Below are 22,851 nucleotides of genomic sequence, written 5' to 3'. Positions count from 1 at the left end.
AAAATTATTGTAATTTAAAAAGATCCTTATTTTTATCTTATTTGTATTTTTTTTGAATTTTTTTATTTTTTTAATCTTTTGGGAAGAATAAAAGTTAAATTAAGTAAAACAATAGCGATAAGGATAAGTACAATGCCCACCCATTGCAGGGAAGTTACTTTTTCGCTAAGCACAAATTTAGCCATCATAACAGAAACCGGAAGTTCCAAGGAAGCAATTATACTTCCTATTCCGATTCCCACCACCGGCATACCTTTGGTAAATAAAAAGGGAGGAAGAATAGTTCCGAAAACAGCTAATATAATACCCCATTTATAGAATATTGAAAAATGGAACGGTTCAGTTATCAGCGCATGAGCCCAAATTAATGAAACCATAAGGGTGGCTCCTACTAGCAGATAAACAGACCGCAAAGTAGAGGGCATAGATAAGGCTACTTTATTGGACGTAAACATAGAAAAAGTATAGGATAGTGCTGCTAAAATTCCAAAAATTACACCTGTTGCATTCAAATGAACGTGAGATTCATTAATAAGATTGGTTGCTAATAAAGTACCCAAAAGAATAGTTATAATGGCTACAATTTCAACAAGTGTAGGTTTCTTACGATTTACAATAAAATCCACTAATGCACCCATCCATACCGCCTGCATAAGTAAAACTATGCATATGGATACAGGGATTCTGTAATGGACAGCTAAATAATAAAAGGTGCTGGTAAGACCAAAAGATGTTCCACACAAAACTAAATATACTTTATCTTTTAAAGTGTATTTTTTTTCTTTACTTACCTGTTTATTTTTACTAAAACCATGAAGTATGATAAGACCTAGCAAGCCGAGGACCGCTTGAGAAAAGGTAACCTCCGCAGTAGTATAACCGTCGTTATAAGACAGACGAACAAAAGTTGCCAATACTCCATAAGAAGCTGCTGCAAACGCCACAAAAAATAGCGATTTTAAGTAGTTCACATTCATTTATTTGTATTTATATAATTTTAAGCAGGTTCAAAGTTAAAAACTTAAATTCAGATACTTGACGAAAAATTCATTCAATTCTTGATTTTTTTTAAATTTAGATTAAACAATTATCATTTATAAAGATAAAATTTTAAATAAATAATCATATGAATCAGTGGATTATGGGCGTATTATTTTTTGCATTTATGAATAAAAAGCACTACATTTGCAAACTTAAAAATTAAAAGAGCATAAATGCCAACTATTCAACAATTAGTAAGAAAAGGAAGAGCCACACTTACCAAGAAGAGTAAATCGGCTGCTTTAGATTCTTGTCCACAAAGACGTGGAGTATGTACTCGTGTATATACCACTACACCTAAGAAACCGAATTCAGCACTTAGAAAAGTAGCCAGAGTTCGTTTAACTAACGGTAAAGAGGTTAATGCGTACATCCCGGGAGAAGGACATAATCTGCAAGAGCACTCGATAGTATTGGTGAGAGGCGGAAGGGTAAAAGATTTACCTGGTGTTCGTTATCACATTGTCAGAGGTGCTTTAGACACAGCTGGTGTTCAAGGACGTTTACAAAGAAGAAGTAAATACGGAGCTAAACGACCTAAAGAGAAAAAATAAGTAATAACGAAATTATTCAGGTAAAATGAGAAAAACGAAAGCAAAAAAACGTCCGCTTTTACCGGATCCTAAGTTTAACGATCAGTTAGTAACTCGTTTCGTTAATAACTTAATGAAAGACGGTAAAAAAAGCATAGCTTTTAAAATTTTTTACGATGCGTTGGAAATCGTAGAAACTAAAAAAGAAAATCAGGAAAAAACATCTCTGGAAATTTGGAAAGATGCTTTAGAAAACGTAATGCCTCACGTTGAAGTACGTAGCAGAAGAGTTGGGGGAGCTAACTTCCAGATTCCAATGCCTATTCGTCCGGATAGAAAAATTTCTATGGCGATGAAATGGTTAATAAAATATTCAAGAGATAGAAATGAAAAGTCCATGTCTCAAAAGTTAGCTGCTGAAATTATTGCCGCTGCTAAAGAGGAAGGTGCTGCAGTTAAAAAGAAAACCGATACGCATCGTATGGCTGAAGCTAATAAAGCATTCTCACATTTCAAATTCTAAAGAAAATATGTCTAGAGATTTAAAATATACACGTAATATAGGTATTGCTGCTCACATTGATGCAGGAAAGACAACTACAACGGAAAGAATTTTATTTTATACCGGAGTAAACCATAAAATCGGAGAAGTTCATGATGGAGCTTCAACGATGGACTGGATGGTTCAAGAAGCTGAAAGAGGAATCACTATTACTTCTGCAGCTACTACATGTAATTGGAATTTCCCATTAACTGATGACGGTAAAAAACTACCGGATACACAGTCTTACCACTTTAATATTATCGACACTCCGGGACACGTTGACTTTACTGTTGAGGTGAACCGTTCATTAAGGGTATTAGACGGATTAGTTTTCTTATTTAGTGCGGTTGACGGTGTTGAGCCTCAATCTGAAACTAACTGGAGACTTGCGGATAATTACAAAGTTCCAAGAATGGGATTTGTAAACAAAATGGACAGACAAGGTTCTGACTTCCTTAATGTATGCCGTCAGGTTAAAGAAATGTTAGGATCTAATGCGGTTCCTATCGTATTACCTATAGGATCTGAAGAAGATTTCAAAGGGGTAGTTGACTTAGTTAAAAACCGTGCTATTGTATGGCATAATGATAACTTCGGTTCTACTTTTGATATTGTAGATATCCCGGAAGATATGAAAGAGGAGGTAATGGAATATCGCCAAAACCTTATCGAAGCAGTTGCTGAGTACGATGAAACTTTAATGGAAAAATTCTTTGAAGATCCGGATTCAATTTCGGAAGAAGAAATCCACGAAGCGCTTCGTAAAGCAACTATAGATATTAGCATTATACCTATGGTTTGCGGATCATCTTTCAAAAATAAAGGGGTTCAGTTTATGTTAGATGCTGTTTGCCGTTATCTTCCTTCTCCACTGGATAAAGAAGCTATTGAAGGTACAGATCCTAAAACTGATGAACCGATTGCAAGAAAACCGGATGCAAAAGAACCGTTTGCAGCTTTAGCGTTTAAAATTGCTACCGATCCTTATGTTGGTCGTTTGGCTTTCTTTAGAGCTTATTCCGGGCATTTAGATGCCGGATCTTATGTATTAAACACTCGATCCGGAGATAAAGAAAGAATTTCCAGAATATATCAAATGCATGCCAATAAACAAAATCCTATCGAATATATCGAAGCCGGAGATATTGGTGCAGCAGTTGGATTTAAAGATATTAAAACAGGAGATACACTTTGTGATGAAAAATCTCCGATTATTTTGGAAAGCATGGTATTCCCTGATCCGGTTATCGGTATCGCTGTAGAACCTAAAACTAAAGCGGATGTTGATAAATTGGGTATGGCTTTATCAAAATTAGCGGAAGAAGATCCAACTTTCCAAGTAAAAACAGATGAAGCTTCAGGACAAACTGTAATTTCAGGAATGGGTGAGCTTCACCTTGACATCATTGTAGACCGTTTAAGAAGAGAATTTAAAGTTGAAGTAAACCAAGGACAACCTCAGGTTGAGTATAAAGAAGCTTTAATGGGATCTGCTGATCACAGAGAAGTTTACAAAAAACAAACCGGTGGTCGTGGTAAATTTGCTGATATTGTATTCCAAATCGGACCTGCTGATGAAGGAAAAACCGGATTAGAATTCGTAAACGAAATCAAAGGTGGTAACATTCCTAGAGAATTTATCCCATCTGTTGAAAAAGGTTTCAAAGAAGCTATGAAAAATGGTCCTTTAGCAGGATATGAGATTGACGGTATGAAGATCACATTGAAAGACGGATCTTACCATGCGGTTGACTCTGACCAGTTATCTTTCGAATTGGCAGCTAAACTTGGATTCAAAGAAGCAGCTAAGAAAGCAAAACCGGTTATTATGGAACCTATTATGAAATTGGAAGTTTTAACTCCGGAAGAATATATGGGGGACATTGTTGGAGACTTAAACCGTCGTAGAGCAACAGTAAGCGGAATGGATGATAGAAATAATGCCAAAGTTATTAAAGCATTTGTTCCATTATCTGAAATGTTCGGGTATGTAACTTCCTTAAGAACTTTATCTTCAGGACGTGCTACTTCAACTATGGAATTTGACCACTATGAAGCAGCTCCTCAGAATATAGCTGATGAAGTAATTGCTAAAGCTAAGGGTACAAACGTTTAATTTTTAAAACAATGAGTCAAAAAATAAGAATAAAACTTAAATCTTACGATTATAATTTAGTTGATAAATCAGCTGAAAAAATCGTAAAAACCGTGAAAGCAACCGGTGCTGTAGTTAATGGTCCTATTCCATTACCTACTCATAAGAGAATTTTTACCGTATTGCGTTCTCCACACGTTAACAAAAAATCTCGTGAACAATTCCAATTAAACTCTCATAAAAGATTAATGGATATCTACAGTTCTTCTTCTAAAACTGTTGATGCATTAATGAAATTAGAGCTTCCTAGCGGTGTTGAAGTAGAGATTAAAGTATAAGTTTTTAAACGAAACTTTAGATATAAAAAACCTTCTGAATTATAAATTCAGAAGGTTTTTTTCTTTTATATAGTATAACAAAAACGCACATTACCACTTAAATTTAATATTTATTTATACAGTATTCGGAATATATTTTAAGTATTTACTTTATTATTATATAAATTTTGGCACGAAATTAGTGTTTAATAAAAGCATAAATAAATCTATTATGAAAAATAATTTGGCTTATTTTTTTAAAAGTATATTGTTCTCAACTGAAAAAAGTAGTATTAGTCATTCTAACTTATTGCCAATTGTAACTTTCAGCACATTTATAATTCCATTTTCAATAGTAAAATTAACTAGCTTAGTATATCTATCTAACTTTCTAAGATATTTTTTAAAAGAATTCGGATTTATATTTTTTAGAAATCCAAATATATATTTTTCAAGATCACAATCAGTAATTTACTGCGATTGTTGCTATAAAAATTAATTAAAATATTATTGAATATTTTGAATGGTTTAGAATTTTAATTATGAATGAATTATAAGATAAAAAAGAATAGAATCAGAAAATTTAAAGACTAATTATAAGTATATGTATAAATTCACCAATTAAATTTGTAAACTCATTTAATTTAAATTCAATAACATGTTAAATTCTATTTAGTGATGCAGGCTTTTTTAAGCCTGCTTATTTTATATTTTTATTTTTATATTCTTCAAATTTTAAATATAATTTTTCTTCTTTAACTCGAGGCATTCTTCGATGAGGCTCTGTCACATCCGTTGGTAAGGAAATAAAATCTTTAATGGTATCGACCTTTTCAATAGAATCTACCAACAGCTGCATTTCTAAATTCCAAAGTTTAAAGCATATAGTATGAAACGTATCTTCTGTAGCTATTTCTATTTTTTCTTGAATAATTAAAAGCCCCGCATCTGCTTCTTTGTTTACATAATGAACTGTTACTCCTATCGGTAAATCTTCATATACCGCCCATTTCAGAGCATCTAAACCCCGAACATAGGGAAGATATCCCGGATGAGAATTTATAATTTTATGATTGGTAACTAATTGTTCGGGCAATAAACCTGCTCCCGCTATTAAGATAGAATGATAGGAATTTTCTGTAAAACAGTTATCCAACTCTCCTATTTCTTTTTTTATATAGGTATAGTCTAAATTTTTAGCTAACTGTTCATTTTCCAGGGTAAGAAGTAATTCGGTGGGACGATGTGTAATAAGTGCTTGTATAGGTTTTCTAGGAACAAATGGTATTGCATATACATCAACTTTATGATATCCTTTCCCTTTTAATCGCAACAATACTTCTTGTGTTTTCCTTGTAGGATGGTCATAACAAATAACAGCTATTTTTTTATTCATAATAAATATTTTAAAAATTAACTATTTCAAGTGAGATTTACAAAAGTGTGTTATTTTAAAGCATTATATAAATAATTATATAATGAACGGGAAAAGGACGTTCTATTGTTTAAAACTTTAAAAATAACACTTAAATTTAAAATTAATTTTGGGTTGAATCTTGTAAAAAATCTACTACCACATATTCAGAATTGGTTCCTATTCTGAATCTTCCTCCCCAAATTCCGATTCCTGAACTTACATAGATATGAGTATTTCCTTTTTTTAGATAACCATGAGATTTTTCGAATATGGATTTAGTAATTAAAGAAATCGGCCAAACTTGTCCTTGATGGGTATGTCCTGAAAATTGTATGTCTACTTGATTAAGCTCGGATTCTTCAAGATGATAGGGCTGGTGATCTAAAACGATTATAGGTTTAGAGGAATCAATATCTTTAATTAATTCATTAAGAGGCTTTCTAGAGCTATTGGTACGATCATCTCTTCCCACAATATAAAAACTATTTTCAATTAAAATTGAAGAATCTCTAAGTAAATGAATACCGGCATTTTTAATAAAATCTATACTTTCAGTAATTCCACTTATATATTCATGATTTCCTAAACAACTGTAAATACCTAAACGGGATTTTATTTTTTTAAAATGCTTTTCCAATAAAAAATGCTGTAAAGGCTTAACATTAGTGTCAATGATATCTCCTACTATAAGAACTAAGTCAGGTTGTTCCTTATTAATTTTATTAATCCAGCTTTTCAGTTCATTTCCCTGAATGGCATAACCCAAATGAAGGTCGCTGATCATTACAATTTTTAAAGGTTTAATTAACTTTTTATCGGTTGTTAATTTTAAATAAATTCTCCTTTTATTAAAGTAATTTCTATATCCATAGAAACCTATACAAACCACTAAGCATAAAATCAAGATAATACCATAATTGTTATTAAAGAAATTTTCAGGTATAAATTCACCAAACTTATTTAATAAAAGCAATCCATCATAAACAAGAAAAAGTAAAAAGGAGTATAAAAGAATAACCGGCCAACTAGTAGAAATTTTATATAAAATCGTTGCGGATGTTAAAGATAATTTTTTTGAGAAAAGTAAAAATAATATAAAAGATGAGGGAAGAAAAAATACCAGTAAGAAAAAAATGCTTTTTAGTACAATTGATTGTTCAGATAATAAGGAATATATATGATAAAAAGTATAAAAGTTAGCTAAAAAGTATAAAAATATGGTAAACGAAAATAAAAAAATTTTTTTCATAGAATCTTTTTTTATCTAATTTTTATAAAGATAGCTAACTTCCATTTCAATCAAATTTAATTTTTATAGATCAAACCTATTTTACTATACTTAACTAATGCAGATTAAATGATTTTAATAGATTAAAAAATTATATAAATCAGTATAAATTAGACGTTTTGTTTAGTCTATTTTATTTAAAAATGGATTTCTACTTTAATTTTTTAATCACCTGGATAATCATTATCTTAGTCAGATACCTGCTTTATTTCTTCTATAAACCTATTTGCCAATTGATCGGCTTCTTGTTGTGTAGGAGCTTCAGTATATATACGGATGATAGGTTCTGTATTTGATTTTCTTAAGTGTACCCAATTATCGGAAAAATCGATTTTCAATCCATCATAAGTTTTTATATCTTCATTTTTATATTTTTCGGTTAATTTTTGTAAAATAACATCTGTATTAATTTCCGGACTTAAATCAATTTTTTTCTTTCCCATAAAATATGAAGGATACGTATTTCTAAGTTGTTTTATTGTAATCTTTCTTTCAGCAAGATAGGATAGAAAAAGGGCAATTCCAACTAGTGAATCACGACCATAGTGTAATTCCGGATATATAATACCTCCATTACCTTCGCCTCCGATACGCGCGTTGATATCCTTCATCTTTGTTACTACATTAACTTCTCCAACTGCCGAAGCATGATATTCTTGCTTGTATTTTTCTGAAATATCTCGTAATGCCCGTGAAGATGATAAATTAGAAACCGTAGCTGAAGGAGTTTTACTTAAAACGTAATCTGCAACAGCAACTAATGTATATTCTTCTCCAAACATGGTTCCATCTTCGCATATAAATGCTAAGCGATCTACATCCGGATCCACAACTATTCCTAAATCCGCTTGTTCTTTAGGAACTCTTTTCATTAATTCGCCTAAATTGACTTCCAACGGTTCGGGATTATGTGGAAAATGGCCGTTGGGTGTACAATACATTTCGATTACTTCAACTCCTAATTTTTCTAATAAGGGAAGAACCGATATACCTCCTGTAGAATTTACGGCATCAACCACCACTTTAAATCCTGCTTTTTTTATTAAATCAACGTTCACTAAAGGCAGTTCCAATATTTTGTTTATATGATGCTCTATTGCTTTTTCTTCTTTTAGATACGATCCTAAATAATCTACTTCAACAAAATCAAAATCTTCCGTATCAGCTATGTTTAATAATTCTTTCCCATCTTTATCGGATATAAATTCACCTTTAGCATTCAGTAGTTTTAACGCATTCCATTGTTTAGGATTATGACTTGCCGTTAAAATAATTCCTCCGTCTGCTTGTAAATATGGAACCATAATTTCCACCGTTGGAGTTGTCGAAAGTCCTAAATCAACAACATCTATTCCTACTCCCTGTAAAGTGGATGAAACTAACTCGGAGATCATTTGACCGGAAATCCGTGCATCTCTCCCAAGTACTACTTTAATTTTTTCTTTATTTAATTTTCTTTTTAACCAAGTTCCATAAGCCGAAGCAAATTTTACGGTATCAATCGGTGTAAGATTTTCTCCTATTTTACCCCCTATTGTCCCTCGAATTCCTGATATACTTTTAATTAACGGCATAGATATTTTCTTTTATTCTTATAATTATTTTGAATATTCTTCAATTTTACTTAAAATGAATTCTTTGGAAAGATTTCCTAAAAATCCCTCTTTTTTATTTCCTTTTTGTATAACTGTTACCGGTATACCCCCTTCTAAATCAGGACTAATCGTACCAATATGGTCTCTCATTTCTTTAGAGGATATATTGTATACGTTTTTCATTTTATTTTTTTGCACAAATGATTGTAATGTACTTTCGGTATCTATTTGATCAATGCTTACAAAGATAAATTTTACTTTTTCATGGGTGTATTTCTCTTGAAGAGCCACAAAATCAGGTATTTCTTTAACACAAGGAGGACACCACGTTGCCCAGTAATTGGTAATATATATAGTATCACTCTTTGTATTTAATAAACTTTGAATTTTTGAAAAATCAGACTTGATTATTTTAGTTTCTTGATTACTTACTTCAATTTCGGAATGATCTACAGTAGTTTCATGAGTTTGTTTTGAACTCTGCTCTTTACTAGTATTTTTTTCTTTACAGGAAACTAGTAAGGCAAGGCTGAATAGTACTACATATATTTTTTTCATTTAACTAATTTATTTACAAAAGTAATCATTTAAAAGTTCAAATTTTTATTTTATAAAATCAATCATATAGTTTATGTAAAAAAAAACATATTTTTTTAAAGTGTTTTTACACGTATTGTTTATAAATTATATCGCAGAATACTACTCTTTATTTTTATAAATAAAATAGACCGTAATTGCTATTTTTTTTATATTTGATAAAATTAAATGTTTATGAAAAAAAATTTTTATGTTATAGCAATCCTTACTTGTGGATTGATTTCATGTGATAAATATTCTAGCGGTAATAAAAATATTATTCCTGCCGATATTGAACAAAATGTAAATTCACATTCTCAATCAAATGATACCTTAAAAAACTCTTCTATTGTTATTGATTCTTTAAAAATTGAATCTACAAAAGATTCCCTATCGAAAAAAAATCTTACCCAAGATTCATTGCATCCTACGAAAACAGTTATAAAAAAGTAACTAATTATTTAAAACTAATTATTTGATTTATTAAATAATTTTTTACTAACAATTAAAACTTTTAAGATGTTATATAATAAATATATTAGTTTAATTTTATCCGTTCAACTTATTTTGTTTTCTTGCGGAGATAATAAGAGTAATAAATCTACCTCGACTTCTGAAGTAAAAAGCGTTGAAACTACAACACAACAAATTAAACCTCAAGGAAAAGAATCCGGTTTCAAAAAAGAATTAGTATGGACGGCTTATAAAACTCCCAAAAAAGTACCTGTAAGTGGTAGTTTTAATAATATTTCTTTAATCAACACGAAAGAAGATAAACCGTTGGATGAATCATTGGAAGGAGCAAAATTTTATATTGATGGAACAACGGTTTCTACCGGTGACACTTCCAGAGATGGAAACTTAACTTTATTTTTTTTTAAAAGATTATCCTCTCCTGAAATTTATGGATCATTTGGGAAATTTGAAAACAATAAGGTGAAGATCTCCTTAACTTTAAATGGAAAAACAATAACCAAAGAATTTTCATATAAACTTGACAAAAAAATGATGATGATTCAAGGTTCAATCGACGTATTAAAAGATTTTAATTCTGAAAAAGCATATACCAGCTTGCATAGAGCTTGTTTTGATCTGCATGAAGGTAAAACTTGGACAGAAGTTGATTTAATGGTTTTTATTTCTAAATAATACTTGTTATCTACAATTATGTTTGTTTGCGACAAGTTAAACCTAAAATAGTATTAATCGCAATTAAACAATACGTAATTAATTTAGATACATTAGATGATTGATTCAGTACCTATTAATCGATAAAGAATAAAATTTAAAAAAAATCAGTGTTTATTTCATTTATTATTTTATTGAAATTCATAGATTTAATAGTATTAAATGAGATTAATTACTTTAAAAATCGTTATTTGCAGCAAAAATATGAATTTTTCAATCAAAAAAGTTTGTGAAATTGAAAAATGAGTTTATCTTTGCACCACTGAAATTATTAAAAATAAGTCTTCAGAAAAGATCCGGTAGTTCAGTTGGTTAGAATACCTGCCTGTCACGCAGGTGGTCGCGGGTTCGAGTCCCGTCCGGATCGCTAAGAAACATAAATTTCTTTATTTTTTTTATTGCACACCATGCAATCTACCCTGATCCGGTAGTTCAGTTGGTTAGAATACCTGCCTGTCACGCAGGTGGTCGCGGGTTCGAGTCCCGTCCGGATCGCTAAAATTTAAACTTCATTTTCATATTAATTCCTATTAATTTCCTTCTTTATTTATTAGTATTTATATATAAAGACTCTTAAAACAGATCTCTAAATATCTTATTTTTGTTTAGAATTTAATTATTATAAGAGTTGTTTGCATGAATATCTACCCTATTATACTAATTACTATAGCAAAGCATTAATTCAATTTTTTTTCTTTTAACCACTTTTGAATATGATCCGCAATTTCAATATTATTAAGATCTGACATAATAAAATGGGTATTTCCATTTATTCCAATGTCCGGCAAATGAATAACAGTGACATCTCCACCGTTTTCATTAACTAATTTAGCCCATTCTTTAGCGGAAATCAATACCTCTTTCCAAAAATTTTGCGAATAAGCAGTAGTTTTTTCTTTGGGAATAAAATCTCCATAATATATGAGTATTGGTATACGGGTTAATTTCATAAATTGATTCATGGGTATACTTCCCCCTCTATTTCCTACAGGAACTTTTCCTTCGGGAAAACTAAACGCACCCGGTTCAATGGCAATAATTGATTTTACCTTTTCATTCTGTATAGCTGTTTTCCATCCGGGCAATCCTCCGGCTGAATGTGTAAAAAGAATAGCATCTCCCGATTTTTTCAATACTTCTGATAATGAGTTTACAAGAGTTTCCTCATCTATACTGCCAGTATTGGGTGTCATCATTCTAAAAAATTGATCGATTGATATACTATCTTTTGGAAATTGTACTCCCTCATAATAATTTGGATATTTTCCTATACGAAATTGTGTAAACCAAGTTTGATCATCAGGTGCTGTTGAAATAGCTAGGGGCTTACATGTTTGTCCTGCTTCTCCCCTTCCGGGTTGATCTACCAGGTATATACTATACCCCTCTCTTAAAAATATATTGGAAAATCCCTCTCGCCCGTCTGCTGTCGTTTGCCAGCTTCGTCTGGATTGCCCATACCCATGTAGAAAAACCATGGACGTATGCTTAGGATGAACAGGAATTTGATACCATACATCGGCATGATCACAATGTCTTGTTTGCCCTCCTTGTGGCTCGAACCAGGGCTTATTAGGATCAAATACTCCTTCGCTCTTACTAATTTTACCTCCTGCCGAAAATGCCCCCTGTTCTTTGATTAGTATAGGCTTTTCTTCAAACTTATCATCTTTTTTTTGACCATAGGCCAATACTAGCAAAAGTACACTTGTCATTAAAAAAACTGTTTTCATTATGTCATTTATTAATTGTTATTTTTATCGCGTTTCACAAAGTTTCATAAATATCAATTTATCTGAGTTTTTATTGAACTTAAAGCGAAATATTGGGCATAAAAACGAATAAAATTAAAATGAATATCCAATCAGCGGAAATCAATTTATTGTCAAGAAAAGGAAATTGTTAGTCTTTTACCAACCATTCTTTAAATTCAGCAGCTTTATTTTTACTGATATACATTCGTTCAGGAACTTCTACATCAAGTGTAATATACAACCGATTATCAAACCAAATCGTTATATTTTCAATACTGCTTCGGGATATAATATATTGTTTATTGGCTCTGTAAAAATCTTTAGGATTTAATTTAAGATAAATCTGCTCTAAAGTTTTGGAAATAGGATATGTTCTACCATTTTTCAAGGTTACCTGTGTGTTTTTATCTGTGTTGTAGAAATAGGAAATATCTGAAATTTTGACGGGTACTAATTGATCTTTGTAAGGAAGTAACAATTTATTTATATAATTGGGATTAGGAGCTAACCGGGAAAGTCTTGATAAATACTTAAAAACAATATTCTGAGTATTTCTTTTATATTTATGTAAAGCATTTTCTAATTCTTCTTGTTTAATGGGTTTTAGTAAATAATCAATACTATTTTGCTTAAAAGCTTGAATGGCAAATTCATTATAGGCTGTCGTAAAAATAATGGGTATTTCTATAGTTAATCGTTCAAAAATTAAAAATGAAATTCCGTCTGAAAGCTGAATATCCAGAAAGATTAAATCAGGTTCAGGATTATTGGTAAGCCAATGTATAGTCTGATCAACACTTTCTGTGACACCAACTATTTTTATAGTTGAATCAATCTCTTTCAATAAAGCTTCAAGTGTTTCATATGCAGCTGTTTCATCTTCAACTATTAATACGTTCATAATAGCTTATTTAAGTGGCAAATAGACATAAAATCGGGATTCATGTATTTTTTTTCTTATATGTTGATTGCATAATAAATAAAACCTTTTATCCAAGTTATTTAAACCTGTACCGTTGGTTTCCTGAACGGTTAATTTTGGATACATGGGATTTGAAATTACTAATTCATTTGATTGATTTATATATATGGATATTAGCATTTTATGGTCACTATCGATCCGATTATGTACAATAATGTTGTCAAGAAGAGGCATTAAAGATAAATAGGGTAATTTTTTATGTAATGATTGTTTACGTACTTGTATTGTATATTCTAATTTATTGGCAAAACGTACTTCCGTTAAATAACGAAAGGCTTCCAAAAATTTTAATTCTTCTTGTATATTTACTAATCCTTTTTTATTATTTTGTAGAATATATCGAAAAACATCCGATAATTTATTTATATAGGTTAGTGTTGCCTTTTCTTCTTTTTTTCTAATTAATGAAGTTAACCCGTTTAAGGAGTTGAAAAAAAAATGCGGATTTATTTGATTCATTAATGCATCGTATCTGCTTTGCAGATTTTCTAATTTAAGTAATTCAATTTCATGTTCTTTTTTCCTACGCTCTTGGTATAACCGTGAAATATAACCAATACTTATAGCCAACATTGAAATAAAGAAAAACTGGAATAATACTAAACTTCCAAAATGCTTAACCTTACAATATATAATAAATGTAATTAGTCCATAAAAACTAAAAGCGATTCCCGATATACATAAAGTATATACTAATCTGAATTTAATTGTTTTTTTTAGACAATTATTTAAATTCCAACAAATTAAATAACACAAAATGGAAACATAATAACCATAACGAAAAAAAAAGAATATCGTAAATCTTAAACGTTTATCTTGAGATAGAATTTTCATTTCATAAGGTATCCATGTAATTTCAGGATAAAGAATAAATAATGTGCAAATTAAACTGAATATTAATAAGTTACTGGGAGTATTTAAAGTAGCATATTTAGGCATGATTTATAAATAATAATCATTACACTTGTTAACTTGTATAAATGGTAATCAAATTTTTATTTAGGTAATTTATATAAAAAAAAACTGGAATAAGATATATTTAGCAAATCTAAGAATGAATTTTATTTTAGGATAAATTATTTTAAAAATATTTTATCTCTAATCCGAATATTATACTAATAAAAAGGAAAACTTTATAAATAATTTGTCTGAAAATTAAATAGGATTTCTATTTTATATATAAGGGTATATAATAAAGCTTACCATAAAATAAAACGACTTTACTTCCAGTCGGTAAATAAAGTCGTTTTGTATGGTAAGTATTTTAATTTTTAGTTTTCAAGAGGAAGGAATCCATAATTTTTAGAGTAGAACAACATTTCTACTGCAAATGATTCCGGATAAGTAACTTCAATGTCTGTTATTTCTCCTTGTTCATTGGTTTTAGGAACTAAAATAGGATTGATGAAACCTTTATATGCTGCGGTATTAAATTTAGAATTTCTTTTTAAAACTTCTGCATGTAATTCTTTATCCACTTTTACTCCATACGTTTCCACTAAATTTTTTGCAGCATTATAATCTCCTTCAGATTTAATTCTTTGAGTTTCTTTCAGTAATTCTCCAAATAAATTGTGAAGCTTTTCGTAATCATTAATTTTAAAATAGGTTTTACCATCTTTAACCACTTTTTCAATTACATTATCTTTTTTACCTTTTTCATACGCCCACGCACTAACCCATTGACGATTTCTCATATGTGCTTCTTCTATATCTCTTCCCGGTTCAATTCTAACTAATTGAGTCATTAATCCGTTTCGTATATAATCATTATAGGCTGTCATTCCTACTTTTTTCCAGTCATCTACTAATCCAAGCTTTTGTAATTCCGGATCATATAAATAATACAACCCTACTAAATCTGCTCTTCCCTCTTCCATAGTAGATGCATAACTTTTTAAAGTTTCTTTAGGGGTTCCGACTCCTTGATTAATTTGTCCAGAAGCATGTCCCACAACTTCATGTAAAGCTGTATGCAGTTTATCTGCTAATTCTCCATATTTTTCTGATAATTCTATTTCTTCTTGGCTGTATGCAAATTCTTTTAATTTTTCACTTCCTCCGGCTAAATTATAAGCGTCTATAATATTACCTAAAGAAACCGACTTTGAGCCATATTCCGCACGGATCCAATCCGCATTAGGTAAATTTACTCCAATCGGAGTACTGGGTGAAGAATCCCCCGCTTCTGATGCTACATTAACTGTTTTATACGATATCCCTACTACATTTTTCTTTTTATGTTCCGGCATTAAAGGAGAATGATCTTCAAACCATTGTGCATTCTTGGATATAACTTCCATTTTTGCCGACATATCAAAATCTTTGATTTGAACGATATTTTCATAAGATCCTTTGTGACCAAGGGGATCATTATACACCTCTACAAATCCGTTTATATAATCTATATTTCCTTTAGTTGCTTTAAGCCATGCTATATTATAATCATCCCAAGTTTTTAAATCTCCTGTTCTGTAATATTCAATTAAAAGTTTCAAGGCATCTCCCTGTTCTTTATTTTCAGATACGGTAACAGCCTTATCCAACCAATAGATTATTTGGTCAATAGCTGAACCGTACATTCCCCCGCTTTTCCAAATCTTTTCTTCTAAAGTACCTTTACTGTCTTTAACTAATTGGGAGTTTAAACCAAAAGATAAGGGACGAGAAGCATCCGGACTTTTTTTAGCTGAATAATATTTCTCCACTTCCTTTTCGGTAATTCCTTCTCCATAAAAATTTACTGCAGATCCTGAAATTAACCCTTTGGATTCATCAAGATTTACTTTTTTAGAATCTTTTTCATTGAATAAAATGGAAACGATCTGAGAATCCAATGAAGTTTGAGTTTCTTTCATTAGCTCCTCAAAATATGCTTGGGTAAATTCAGGCATAATTTTATCGTTCGAATAATGATGATGAATCCCATTTGAAAACCAAACCCTTTTTAAATATACTTCAAAATTGTTCCAATCTTTAGAGGTTTTATCTCCTTTATAATTTTGATAGATGGATTCTAATGCTTTTCTTATTTTTAAATTATATTTATAGTTTTGGTCCCAAAGGATATCTCTACCTGCTAATCCGGCTTGAGAAAGATAATAGACCAATTTTTTTTCATTTAAAGACAACTTATCCCATTCAGGTATTCGATATCTTAAAACTTCAATATCGGCAAAACGATCGACTTTATAATTAAAATCTTCTTCACTAATTTTTTCGGTTTGCTCTGAATGTTTTGATTCACAAGACCCCAAAATTATTGAGGCAGCAAGAATACCCGCAACAATATTAATTTTCATCTTTATAATGTTTATATGTTAATTATGTTAACAAAGATAAAAAACTATATGATAAGGAGAGTATAGTTCTCAAATTTATTATAAAATGAATGGGATAAGTTTATAATTAAAAAAATAATACTCAATACGTTATATAGAAACCTTTAAAGAATATTACTTTTTAATAAAACTGATATAAGCACTTTCTATAAAACTATTTACCACTACAATTGGGATTTATATCTAAATTCTCTAAACGGGTAAAAACCGGTATACTCTTCTAAATTTAGGACGAAAGCTATTTTAAAAATGAAAGTTATTATCTCAATCAAGAAAAATATATTACAAAAGAGTATTCATAAACTAAATTTAATTTTAAATGTTTAGAACTTATATTATTTAGAAATGAGTAAGTATTTTATTACTATATTTTTTTTAAAACGGGTCCAACAATATGAAGACTTTATTTATAAATAATCTTCTATTTTTGCAGTTATTAATGTGGCATGAAAATTACATTATTATCGATTGGCAAAACCAATTCTAAAGAATTAGTAATTCTAATGGAAAATTTAGAAAAACGCTTACCCGCTTTCATAAAATTTGAACGTAAAGAATTGCCGGATGTAAAAAATTCCAAAAATCTATCAGAAAATGAATTAAAAAATGCGGAAGCAGAGTCCATTCTTTCTTTTTTGGATTCGGGAGATACACTCATAATTTTAGATGAAAAAGGCAAAGAGTTTACTTCGACTGAATTTTCATCATTTCTGGAAAAGCAAATGAATAATTCTGTTAAACATTTAGTTTTTTGTATTGGAGGAGCTTTTGGATTTTCTGACAAAATTTATAATCTAAATCCTCAAAAACTAGCTTTATCCAAAATGACGTTTACGCATCAGATGGTGCGTCTGTTTTTCGTTGAGCAATTATATCGCGGCTTCAGTATTTTACAAGGAAAACCTTATCACAATGAATAATTATCTTAAATTAAAATGGTATGACATAGTTTTAGCTCTTATTTTATTTTTTTTGGGAGCTTTAGTACTAAGTCCTCTGTTTTCAATTCTAGCTAAAAAACTACATACTAATCCCTACGTTTTTACCCCGATTCTAACTATTGGAAATTATCTAATTGTTTATTTAGTCTATTATTTGGTGGGATTGAAACCCAGAAAAGAACGTTTTATAATCAGTTACTCTCTAAAGAATAGTAAACTCTTCCCAATTGCCCTTTTGTTATTTTTTGGACAATATTTAGTTTCAGAATTTTTAACCGGATTAATACCTACTCAAGGCGGAATATTCGAAAAAATGTATAAAACCATGTCGTATGCCTTATTGGGTAATGCCGGTAATTATCCTATAATTACCTTTATATCGGTATGTATCGTTGCTCCAATTTTTGAAGAATTATTTTTTAGGGGATTTATTTTAAAGGGAATGCTCAATAATCAAATTAAACCACAAAAAGCTATATTAATATCAGCCTTAATTTTTGGAGGAATTCATATATTTCCGTGGCAGGTAGTTGGTGGAATTTTAGCCGGTATTGTCTTGGGAATTACTTTCTACAAAACAGGTTCCCTACTTACATGCACACTACTTCATTGCATTAATAATACGATAGGTTTTATATTTTTTATACGATATAAATCATTGGAATCACCCGAATTAGGTTTTAGTAATTTTACTCTGTTCATTGTTGGTATTATTATAATAGCTATATTTGGATGCATTTATATGAAATTAACAAAAAATCAATCATGGAAATCCTATTAGCTACACAAAACGAACATAAAAAAGCTGAAATAATTGAAATTTTACCCGAAAATTTTCAACTTAAAACCTTTGCTGATTATAATTTTGAAGGCGAAATTGAAGAAACAGGTACCACTTTCCGTGAAAATGCTTTTATTAAAGCTAAATTCGGATATGATTTAACTCATATACCTTGTTTTGCTGATGACAGCGGATTAGTAGTTGAAGCATTAAATGGAGAACCCGGAATCTATTCTGCGCGTTATGCAGGAACCGGATCTTTTGATGATAATATTTCTAAAGTGCTAAAAAGTATGCAAAATAGTACCAATAGAAAAGCATATTTTATAAGCGTAATCTGTTGGGTAAATAATGAAGAAGTTAAATATTTTGAAGGTAAAATTTTTGGTACTATTACTACTGAAATTAAAGGTGATGGTGGGTTCGGATATGATCCGATCTTCATTCCTGACGGATATTTGAAAAGTTTCGCAGAATTTTCACCTAAAGAAAAGAATATGATAAGTCACAGAGCTATTGCTTTACGAAGATTTACCAATTTTTTAAAGTTATATTAGTTAACTTCATATTATAAATGATCTGTTATATTTTTTTACTTTAATTTTAGCAATTACAGAATTTCATTTTCTTAACTTATGTTGATCTTTCCATTAATGGAAAGATGCACGAGTCTTATGAAAAAATATATCAATTTTAATTTGATTTAAAAAAGTTGGATCATGAAAAAATATTTTCTAAAAATATGTCTTGCGGTATCTATAATTACCTCGGCTCAGAATTTAGAGATCGTTCCATTAGGAGTTTACGGAGGAAGTGACGAAAGTAATCTTTCTTCTTATCTAATTGCTGAAGAAAAAACATCCAATTATTTAGCTTTGGATGCCGGAACTATTTATAGTGGTATTAATAAGGCAATTGAAAAAGGCACCTTTACCAATACTACAATTGAAAATGTATTAAAAGATAACATCAAAGGATATTTTATATCTCATGGCCATTTAGACCATTTATCAGGAATGTTGATTAACTCTCCCGAAGATTCCTCCAAGCCAATTTATGCAAGTAAGGAAACCATTGAAGTTTTAAAATATAAATATTTTACCAATGCTGCTTGGATCAATTTTGCCAATGAAGGCGAAAGTCCGATTCTAAATAAATATCAATATGTGTACACAGAAATAGGAAATGCATTTCCTATTCTTAATACCCATTTAACGGGTACGGTTTATGAATTAAGTCATGTAAAACCTCTTAAAAGCTCCGCCATTTTAGTGGAAAATAATACCCAAGCAGTTTTATATTTTGGCGATACCGGAGCAGACAGAATTGAAAAATCCGATAAACTCAAAAAAATTTGGAACCTTATGGCTCCTAAAATTAAATCAGGAAAGTTAAAAACCTTTCTGATTGAAGTTTCTTTTCCTAATTCTCAACCTGAAGAATTATTGTTTGGTCATTTAACGCCCAACTTACTAAATGAAGAAATGAAAAAATTAGATCAATTAGTAGGAAAAAAAAATATGAAAAAGCTAACAATTATTGTTACCCATATCAAACCTAAAGGAAATCATGAACAAATAATTAAGGAACAATTAGTAAACAATAATCCATATTCTATCAATTATATATTTCCTCAACAAGGAGAGCGTATCATTTTGAAATAGTTGATAAAAATAAGAACCTCTTACATCTTTCTGAAAAAAATTTTTACAGTTTATTATTTCAAACATTTCACATTCTTAATCTAAACTTAATTTTGTGTTTTACCGTCAAAAAGTTTATAAAATAAATTAAAACCAATAAATAAATTTATTTTAAAAATAAAAATTACAAATTATATTTACATTTAAGCTAATTTACTTTAATTTTACAAAAATTAATAAACAAAAAAAATGTGTGGATTTGTAGGAATTTTCGATTTAAAAGAAGCCGGTGAAACATTAAGGCCTCAGGCTTTAAAAATGGCAAAAAAAATTCGTCATAGAGGTCCGGATTGGTCCGGAATCCATTGCGATAAAAATGCAATCCTTGCTCATGAAAGATTATCCATCGTTGATATTGCTTCCGGTGGTCAACCCTTATATTGCAGCGATAAAAAATTGATATTAGCCGTAAACGGTGAAATTTACAATCATAAAGAAATTAGAAAGAAATTTGAAGGAAAATACGATTTCCAAACTTTATCTGACTGTGAAGTTATTTTAGCTTTATATAAAGAAAAAGGGGTTAAATTATTTGAAGATATTACAGGAATTTATGCCTTCGTTTTATATGATCAAGAAAAAGATGCTTATTTAGTTGGCAGGGATCATATGGGAATCATTCCTTTATATATGGGATATGATGAAAAAGGGCAATTTTATGTAGCCAGTGAACTCAAATCGTTGGAAGGAGTTTGTCCGGATATCAAAGAATTTGAACCCGGAAAATACTTATACAGTCCGGACGGTGAAATAAAAACTTGGTATCATAGAGATTGGATGAATTTTGATTCTGTGAAAGACAACATTTCTGACATTCAAAAATTAAGAAAAGGATTAGAAGATTCTGTACACAGACAGTTGATGTCTGATGTTCCTTACGGTGTTCTTCTATCCGGTGGATTAGACTCATCCATTATTTCAGCTATTGCAAAAAAATATGCAAGTAAAAGAGTGGAAGATAACAATAATTCGGATGCTTGGTGGCCTCAACTGCATTCTTTTGCTGTCGGACTGAAAGGTGCTCCGGATTTGTTGGCAGCCAGAAAAGTGGCAGACCATATCGGGACCGTACATCATGAAATTCATTTTACTATTGAAGAAGCTTTAGATGCGATCAGTGATGTCATTTATCATATTGAAACCTATGATGTTACAACGGTTCGAGCTTCTACCCCCATGTACTTATTAGCCAGATATATAAAATCCATGGGAGTAAAAATGGTATTATCGGGAGAAGGATCCGATGAACTTTTCGGCGGATATTTATATTTCCACAAAGCACCTGATGCTCAAGCATTTCATGAAGAAACCGTTAGAAAATTAGATAAACTCCACCTTTACGACTGTCTTCGTGCTAATAAATCCTTAATGGCTTGGGGCGTTGAAGGGCGGGTTCCTTTCTTGGACAGAGAGTTCATGGATATTGCCATGACTTTAAATCCTAAAGATAAAATGTGCGGAAACGGAAAAATTGAAAAGCATATTTTAAGAGAGGCATTTGAAGATTATTTACCTGAAGAAGTTGCTTGGAGACAAAAAGAACAATTCTCTGACGGAGTGGGTTATTCCTGGATTGATACATTAAAAGAAACGGCTGATAAAAAAGTTTCTGATAAACAAATGGAAAGAGCATCCGAACGCTTTCCAATTAATCCACCAATGTCAAAAGAAGAATATTGGTTCAGAAGCATATTTGAAGAACATTTCCCTTCTCAGGCAGCAGCACAAACGGTTCCTTCTGTACCTTCTGTAGCCTGTAGTTCTGCCGTGGCTTTAGAATGGGATGAAGCATTTAAAAATAACCCTGATCCATCAGGTAGAGCCGTAAAAACGGTGCATACTGATGCTATTTAGGTCAAAATTTCTCTTTCATGGCTTTTATTATTAATAATAAAAGCCATTCTATTCTACTACTATCCCATTTGGAAATAAGTTTTTCTTTTTTAGATAATTAAATATTTTTGGAAAAAAAATGCGTAAAAAAAGTTTTATCTTTAATTTTCTATTTTCTCTTACAGATTGTACAACATAATCACTTATGGTTTCTTGATTAAACACAGAAGCAGGAATCTTACTTTTTAAAGTTTTAATGGCTTCATTATAATTGGTTACCTTGCTTTGACTTAATGATTTTCCATCATAAATTCTTCTATATTTGTATAAGGGTTGATTAAAATAATAAAAGCTATAATTTTTAACTGCAGCTCTTGACCAGAAATCCCAATCTTCTGCATACGACAAAGTTACATCATAGCCTCCATTATCCTCCCATACCTTTTTTTTATAGATACTTGAGTTGGGTAAAAAACATCCGCTATTTATTAACCGTAAACGGTTATATTTTCCTGATTTATTATACCTGTTCTCACTTCCGAAAATTATATAATCTCCATAGAGAATGTCAATAGTTGGAACATGAATAATCTTATGTAAGGCTTGATCATAATAATTTCCATTCATTATATCGTCAGAATCGAAAGGTAATATATATTGACCTTTTGCATTTTCAATACCCGTATTTCTTGCCCTGGCTACTCCACCATTTTCTTGATTTATAATTGTATATTTTTCTTTGTAATCTTCCAATATTTTTAAAGTCTCCGAATCTGTTGATCCGTCATTTACTAGTATGACTTCATAAGGATATGAAAAATTTACCTCTTCAATACTTTTAATAGTTTCCTTCAAATAAATTCCTGAATTAAAAACCGGAACAACTATAGATAAAATAGGATTTTCTTTCATATTACAAAAG

The 22,851-nt window shown here is 30.5% G+C and carries 21 protein-coding genes and 2 tRNA genes; 13 read left to right on the top strand and 10 right to left on the bottom strand.

Features of this window, described 5'->3' with window-relative positions; all coding sequences use genetic code 11:
- Positions 1-62: 62 nt before the first annotated feature.
- On the bottom strand, positions 63-944 hold the full coding sequence (locus G8C43_RS00465) for an EamA family transporter (protein ID WP_255490388.1): 882 nt from the start codon (positions 942-944) through the stop codon (positions 63-65).
- A gap of 270 nt (positions 945-1,214) precedes the next feature.
- On the opposite strand from G8C43_RS00465, the gene rpsL reads away from it, so the two are divergent.
- The 4 genes from rpsL to rpsJ are packed head-to-tail and all read left to right on the top strand — an operon-like array spanning position 1,215 to position 4,551.
- Positions 1,215-1,595, top strand: coding sequence for a 30S ribosomal protein S12 (gene rpsL, locus G8C43_RS00460; RefSeq protein WP_055425682.1), 381 nt, complete (start codon positions 1,215-1,217; stop codon positions 1,593-1,595).
- 25 nt (positions 1,596-1,620) lie between these two features.
- On the top strand, positions 1,621-2,097 hold the full coding sequence (gene rpsG / locus G8C43_RS00455) for a 30S ribosomal protein S7 (RefSeq protein ID WP_055425681.1): 477 nt from the start codon (positions 1,621-1,623) through the stop codon (positions 2,095-2,097).
- Between the two features lie 7 nt (positions 2,098-2,104).
- Positions 2,105-4,234, top strand: a complete 2,130-nt coding sequence (fusA, locus tag G8C43_RS00450) for an elongation factor G (RefSeq protein WP_105297011.1) — start codon at positions 2,105-2,107, stop codon at positions 4,232-4,234.
- 11 nt (positions 4,235-4,245) lie between these two features.
- The gene (gene rpsJ, locus G8C43_RS00445; RefSeq protein ID WP_055425679.1) at positions 4,246-4,551 is read left to right on the top strand and encodes a 30S ribosomal protein S10; all 306 of its coding nucleotides are present in this window, start codon (positions 4,246-4,248) and stop codon (positions 4,549-4,551) included.
- A gap of 679 nt (positions 4,552-5,230) precedes the next feature.
- Here rpsJ and G8C43_RS00440 read toward each other — a convergent pair.
- From G8C43_RS00440 to G8C43_RS00425, 4 genes are all read right to left on the bottom strand, one after another.
- The gene (locus G8C43_RS00440) at positions 5,231-5,926 is read right to left on the bottom strand and encodes a formyltransferase family protein (RefSeq protein ID WP_166003303.1); all 696 of its coding nucleotides are present in this window, start codon (positions 5,924-5,926) and stop codon (positions 5,231-5,233) included.
- A 142-nt stretch (positions 5,927-6,068) separates the two neighbouring features.
- Positions 6,069-7,196: a metallophosphoesterase gene (locus G8C43_RS00435; protein WP_166003301.1), complete on the bottom strand. Its 1,128-nt coding sequence runs from the start codon at positions 7,194-7,196 to the stop codon at positions 6,069-6,071.
- A 227-nt stretch (positions 7,197-7,423) separates the two neighbouring features.
- Positions 7,424-8,809, bottom strand: coding sequence for a phosphoglucosamine mutase (gene glmM / locus G8C43_RS00430; protein ID WP_166003299.1), 1,386 nt, complete (start codon positions 8,807-8,809; stop codon positions 7,424-7,426).
- Between the two features lie 24 nt (positions 8,810-8,833).
- Positions 8,834-9,388: a TlpA disulfide reductase family protein gene (locus G8C43_RS00425; RefSeq protein WP_166003296.1), complete on the bottom strand. Its 555-nt coding sequence runs from the start codon at positions 9,386-9,388 to the stop codon at positions 8,834-8,836.
- A gap of 213 nt (positions 9,389-9,601) precedes the next feature.
- Between G8C43_RS00425 and G8C43_RS00420 the strand changes: the two genes are divergently transcribed.
- From G8C43_RS00420 to G8C43_RS00405, 4 genes are all read left to right on the top strand, one after another.
- Positions 9,602-9,859, top strand: a complete 258-nt coding sequence (locus G8C43_RS00420) for a hypothetical protein (RefSeq protein WP_166003295.1) — start codon at positions 9,602-9,604, stop codon at positions 9,857-9,859.
- A gap of 66 nt (positions 9,860-9,925) precedes the next feature.
- The gene (locus G8C43_RS00415; RefSeq protein WP_166003293.1) at positions 9,926-10,555 is read left to right on the top strand and encodes a YceI family protein; all 630 of its coding nucleotides are present in this window, start codon (positions 9,926-9,928) and stop codon (positions 10,553-10,555) included.
- Between the two features lie 332 nt (positions 10,556-10,887).
- Positions 10,888-10,961: transfer RNA gene (locus G8C43_RS00410), tRNA-Asp, on the top strand.
- 54 nt (positions 10,962-11,015) lie between these two features.
- Positions 11,016-11,089, top strand: a tRNA-Asp gene (locus G8C43_RS00405).
- Between the two features lie 182 nt (positions 11,090-11,271).
- On the opposite strand, the gene G8C43_RS00400 is transcribed toward G8C43_RS00405, so the two are convergent.
- The 4 genes from G8C43_RS00400 to G8C43_RS00385 all read right to left on the bottom strand — a co-directional run bounded on the left by G8C43_RS00400 (position 11,272) and on the right by G8C43_RS00385 (position 16,632).
- Positions 11,272-12,327 (bottom strand): alpha/beta hydrolase, encoded by a 1,056-nt coding sequence (locus G8C43_RS00400; RefSeq protein WP_166003291.1) that lies wholly within the window; start codon positions 12,325-12,327, stop codon positions 11,272-11,274.
- 169 nt (positions 12,328-12,496) lie between these two features.
- Positions 12,497-13,249: a LytR/AlgR family response regulator transcription factor gene (locus tag G8C43_RS00395; protein ID WP_166003290.1), complete on the bottom strand. Its 753-nt coding sequence runs from the start codon at positions 13,247-13,249 to the stop codon at positions 12,497-12,499.
- A gap of 6 nt (positions 13,250-13,255) precedes the next feature.
- Positions 13,256-13,903 (bottom strand): sensor histidine kinase, encoded by a 648-nt coding sequence (locus tag G8C43_RS09915; protein WP_221411570.1) that lies wholly within the window; start codon positions 13,901-13,903, stop codon positions 13,256-13,258.
- 698 nt (positions 13,904-14,601) lie between these two features.
- Complete coding sequence (locus G8C43_RS00385) at positions 14,602-16,632, bottom strand: dipeptidyl-peptidase 3 family protein (RefSeq protein WP_166003286.1); 2,031 nt, start codon at positions 16,630-16,632, stop codon at positions 14,602-14,604.
- A 485-nt stretch (positions 16,633-17,117) separates the two neighbouring features.
- On the opposite strand from G8C43_RS00385, the gene rlmH reads away from it, so the two are divergent.
- The 5 genes from rlmH (at position 17,118) to asnB (ending at position 21,950) form a co-directional block, all read left to right on the top strand.
- Positions 17,118-17,591: a 23S rRNA (pseudouridine(1915)-N(3))-methyltransferase RlmH gene (rlmH, locus tag G8C43_RS00380; protein WP_166003284.1), complete on the top strand. Its 474-nt coding sequence runs from the start codon at positions 17,118-17,120 to the stop codon at positions 17,589-17,591.
- The gene (locus G8C43_RS00375; protein WP_166003282.1) at positions 17,584-18,393 is read left to right on the top strand and encodes a CPBP family intramembrane glutamic endopeptidase; all 810 of its coding nucleotides are present in this window, start codon (positions 17,584-17,586) and stop codon (positions 18,391-18,393) included. Before rlmH ends, G8C43_RS00375 begins: the two co-directional genes overlap by 8 nt.
- Positions 18,378-18,950, top strand: a complete 573-nt coding sequence (gene rdgB / locus G8C43_RS00370) for an RdgB/HAM1 family non-canonical purine NTP pyrophosphatase (protein ID WP_105297087.1) — start codon at positions 18,378-18,380, stop codon at positions 18,948-18,950. Before G8C43_RS00375 ends, rdgB begins: the two co-directional genes overlap by 16 nt.
- 162 nt (positions 18,951-19,112) lie before the next feature.
- A complete protein-coding gene (locus G8C43_RS00365; protein WP_166003279.1) occupies positions 19,113-20,057 on the top strand; it encodes an MBL fold metallo-hydrolase in 945 nt (314 codons plus the stop codon).
- 228 nt (positions 20,058-20,285) lie between these two features.
- The gene (gene asnB, locus G8C43_RS00360) at positions 20,286-21,950 is read left to right on the top strand and encodes an asparagine synthase B (RefSeq protein ID WP_166003277.1); all 1,665 of its coding nucleotides are present in this window, start codon (positions 20,286-20,288) and stop codon (positions 21,948-21,950) included.
- Positions 21,951-21,998: 48 nt separating this feature from the next.
- Here the strand turns inward: asnB and G8C43_RS00355 are convergent, their stop codons facing one another.
- The gene (locus tag G8C43_RS00355) at positions 21,999-22,841 is read right to left on the bottom strand and encodes a glycosyltransferase (RefSeq protein ID WP_166003275.1); all 843 of its coding nucleotides are present in this window, start codon (positions 22,839-22,841) and stop codon (positions 21,999-22,001) included.
- Positions 22,842-22,851 lie beyond the last annotated feature (10 nt).

This window comes from Apibacter sp. B2966 (assembly GCF_011082485.1).
In the GTDB taxonomy this organism is placed as follows: Bacteria; Bacteroidota; Bacteroidia; order Flavobacteriales; family Weeksellaceae; genus Apibacter.
Note: the sequence above shows the minus strand (reverse complement) of the source record. Positions and strands in the feature narration are given on the sequence as shown.

Excerpts from the sequence above, each read along its gene's own strand:
- G8C43_RS00375 (WP_166003282.1), top strand. The coding sequence starts at position 17,584 with ATGAATAATTATCTTAAATTAAAATGGTATGACATAGTTTTAGCTCTT.
- rpsL (WP_055425682.1), top strand. The coding sequence starts at position 1,215 with ATGCCAACTATTCAACAATTAGTAAGAAAAGGAAGAGCCACACTTACC.
- G8C43_RS00440 (WP_166003303.1), bottom strand. The coding sequence starts at position 5,926 with ATGAATAAAAAAATAGCTGTTATTTGTTATGACCATCCTACAAGGAAA.
- rpsJ (WP_055425679.1), top strand. The coding sequence starts at position 4,246 with ATGAGTCAAAAAATAAGAATAAAACTTAAATCTTACGATTATAATTTA.
- asnB (WP_166003277.1), top strand. The coding sequence starts at position 20,286 with ATGTGTGGATTTGTAGGAATTTTCGATTTAAAAGAAGCCGGTGAAACA.
- fusA (WP_105297011.1), top strand. The coding sequence starts at position 2,105 with ATGTCTAGAGATTTAAAATATACACGTAATATAGGTATTGCTGCTCAC.
- G8C43_RS00415 (WP_166003293.1), top strand. The coding sequence starts at position 9,926 with ATGTTATATAATAAATATATTAGTTTAATTTTATCCGTTCAACTTATT.
- G8C43_RS00420 (WP_166003295.1), top strand. The coding sequence starts at position 9,602 with ATGAAAAAAAATTTTTATGTTATAGCAATCCTTACTTGTGGATTGATT.
- G8C43_RS00435 (WP_166003301.1), bottom strand. The coding sequence starts at position 7,196 with ATGAAAAAAATTTTTTTATTTTCGTTTACCATATTTTTATACTTTTTA.
- G8C43_RS00385 (WP_166003286.1), bottom strand. The coding sequence starts at position 16,632 with ATGAAAATTAATATTGTTGCGGGTATTCTTGCTGCCTCAATAATTTTG.
- G8C43_RS00365 (WP_166003279.1), top strand. The coding sequence starts at position 19,113 with ATGAAAAAATATTTTCTAAAAATATGTCTTGCGGTATCTATAATTACC.
- G8C43_RS09915 (WP_221411570.1), bottom strand. The coding sequence starts at position 13,903 with ATGTTGGCTATAAGTATTGGTTATATTTCACGGTTATACCAAGAGCGT.
- glmM (WP_166003299.1), bottom strand. The coding sequence starts at position 8,809 with ATGCCGTTAATTAAAAGTATATCAGGAATTCGAGGGACAATAGGGGGT.
- G8C43_RS00425 (WP_166003296.1), bottom strand. The coding sequence starts at position 9,388 with ATGAAAAAAATATATGTAGTACTATTCAGCCTTGCCTTACTAGTTTCC.
- rdgB (WP_105297087.1), top strand. The coding sequence starts at position 18,378 with ATGGAAATCCTATTAGCTACACAAAACGAACATAAAAAAGCTGAAATA.
- G8C43_RS00395 (WP_166003290.1), bottom strand. The coding sequence starts at position 13,249 with ATGAACGTATTAATAGTTGAAGATGAAACAGCTGCATATGAAACACTT.
- rlmH (WP_166003284.1), top strand. The coding sequence starts at position 17,118 with ATGAAAATTACATTATTATCGATTGGCAAAACCAATTCTAAAGAATTA.
- rpsG (WP_055425681.1), top strand. The coding sequence starts at position 1,621 with ATGAGAAAAACGAAAGCAAAAAAACGTCCGCTTTTACCGGATCCTAAG.
- G8C43_RS00355 (WP_166003275.1), bottom strand. The coding sequence starts at position 22,841 with ATGAAAGAAAATCCTATTTTATCTATAGTTGTTCCGGTTTTTAATTCA.
- G8C43_RS00400 (WP_166003291.1), bottom strand. The coding sequence starts at position 12,327 with ATGAAAACAGTTTTTTTAATGACAAGTGTACTTTTGCTAGTATTGGCC.